This window comes from Atribacter sp. (assembly GCF_035418125.1).
GTDB classification, from domain to species: Bacteria; Atribacterota; Atribacteria; order Atribacterales; family Atribacteraceae; genus Atribacter; species Atribacter allofermentans.
On the sequence record NZ_DAOLQM010000353.1, the window covers coordinates 1 to 1,630 of the forward strand.

Genomic DNA, 1,630 nt, shown 5'->3' on the forward strand with positions numbered 1-1,630 from the left:
CAACCAAAGACTGGGAATGTTATTGCGGAAAGTATAAAAGAATTCGTCATAAAGGAGTGGTCTGTGACCGTTGTGGAGTTGAAATCACTCGATCTTCGGTTAGAAGAGCCCGTCTGGGACATATCGAATTAGCTGCTCCGGTTTCGCACATTTGGTATTTTAAAAGTATTCCCAGTAAAATGGCTCTCCTTTTGGGTGTTCTTCCCAAAAACCTGGAGAAAGTTCTCTATTTTGCCTCAGGAAGAAAAAAAGAAGACTGCTATAAAGTTATTGAACCGGGTTCGACCGATCTTGAACCAGAAACTGTTATACGAGACACCGAATACCGGATCCATCAAAAGTATGATCCGAACTTTAAAGCCGAGACCGCTCATCGGATTACCGAAGTCCACAGTCTTCCCTTTTCAGTTGGCGATGAACTCTCCACCAAGGAATTGACTCGGTTTCGTACAAAATACAAAGAGAGTTTTACGATAGAAGAATTAGAAAATAATCGCTATGAAGTGATCGATGTTCGGGTTTTTCCTTACCAACGGGATGAAGAAATTTCCGAATCGGAAGTTTATCAATTGCGTGAGGTGTATGGCGACCTCTTTGAAGAAGAAATCTTGACCGATACTGCTGAGGAACCTTGCTATCTGGTTATCGATCCCGGATCAACTGGTTTAAAGAAAGCCCAAATGATATTAGAAACCGAAGCGAAATTGCTTCCCCAATATGATACCGAATTTAAAAGCGGCGTTGGAGCCGAAGCAGTCAGAGAGATTCTTAGAACTTTGGATGTTCAGACTCTGGCTCGAAGTTTGCGGAAAGAACTCAAAGAAGCAACCGGTCAAAAGGCGAAGAAAATCATCAAGAGATTACAAGTCGTCGAATCCTTTTGTAAATCAGGAAATCGACCGGAGTGGATGATATTGGAAGTGGTTCCGGTACTTCCGCCCGATTTGCGTCCCATGGTCCAGTTAGATGGTGGTCGGTTTGCAACCTCCGATTTGAATGACCTCTATCGGAGAGTGATTAACCGAAACAATCGTTTGAAAAGATTGCTACAGCTTGGAGCCCCTGACATTATAGTAAAAAATGAAAAACGCATGCTTCAGGAAGCCGTTGATGCATTATTTGATAATGGACGGAGAGGACGTCCGGTATTAGGACCGGGCAATCGCCCGCTTAAATCACTCAGCGATATGTTGCGAGGAAAGAAAGGTCGTTTTCGCCAGAATTTATTAGGGAAAAGGGTTGATTATTCCGGTCGTTCGGTTATCGTTGCCGGACCTCAGTTGAATTTCGATCAATGCGGACTTCCCAAGAAAATGGCATTAGAACTATTTAAGCCTTTTATTATGAAAGGTTTAGTTGATAAAGGTCATGCTCATAATATTAAAAGTGCCAAAAGAATGGTAGAGAAAACCCGCGATGAAGTTTGGGAGGTATTAGAAGAAGTTATTGCTGAGCATCCAGTTCTCCTGAACCGAGCACCAACCCTTCACCGGTTGAGCGTTCAAGCCTTTCAACCAGTGCTGGTAGAAGGCAATGCCATTCATATTCATCCTATGGTTTGTCCAGCTTTTAACGCCGATTTCGATGGTGATCAGATGGCAGTTCATGTTCCGCTTTCTGCAGAAGCTCA

At 43.3% G+C, this 1,630-nt stretch carries 1 protein-coding gene; it reads left to right on the plus strand.

Translation table 11 applies throughout. The features are described from left to right. Positions 1 to 1,630: DNA-directed RNA polymerase subunit beta' (locus tag PLK24_RS11325; protein WP_502876082.1), on the plus strand; the 1,630-nt coding region annotated here is incomplete at both ends.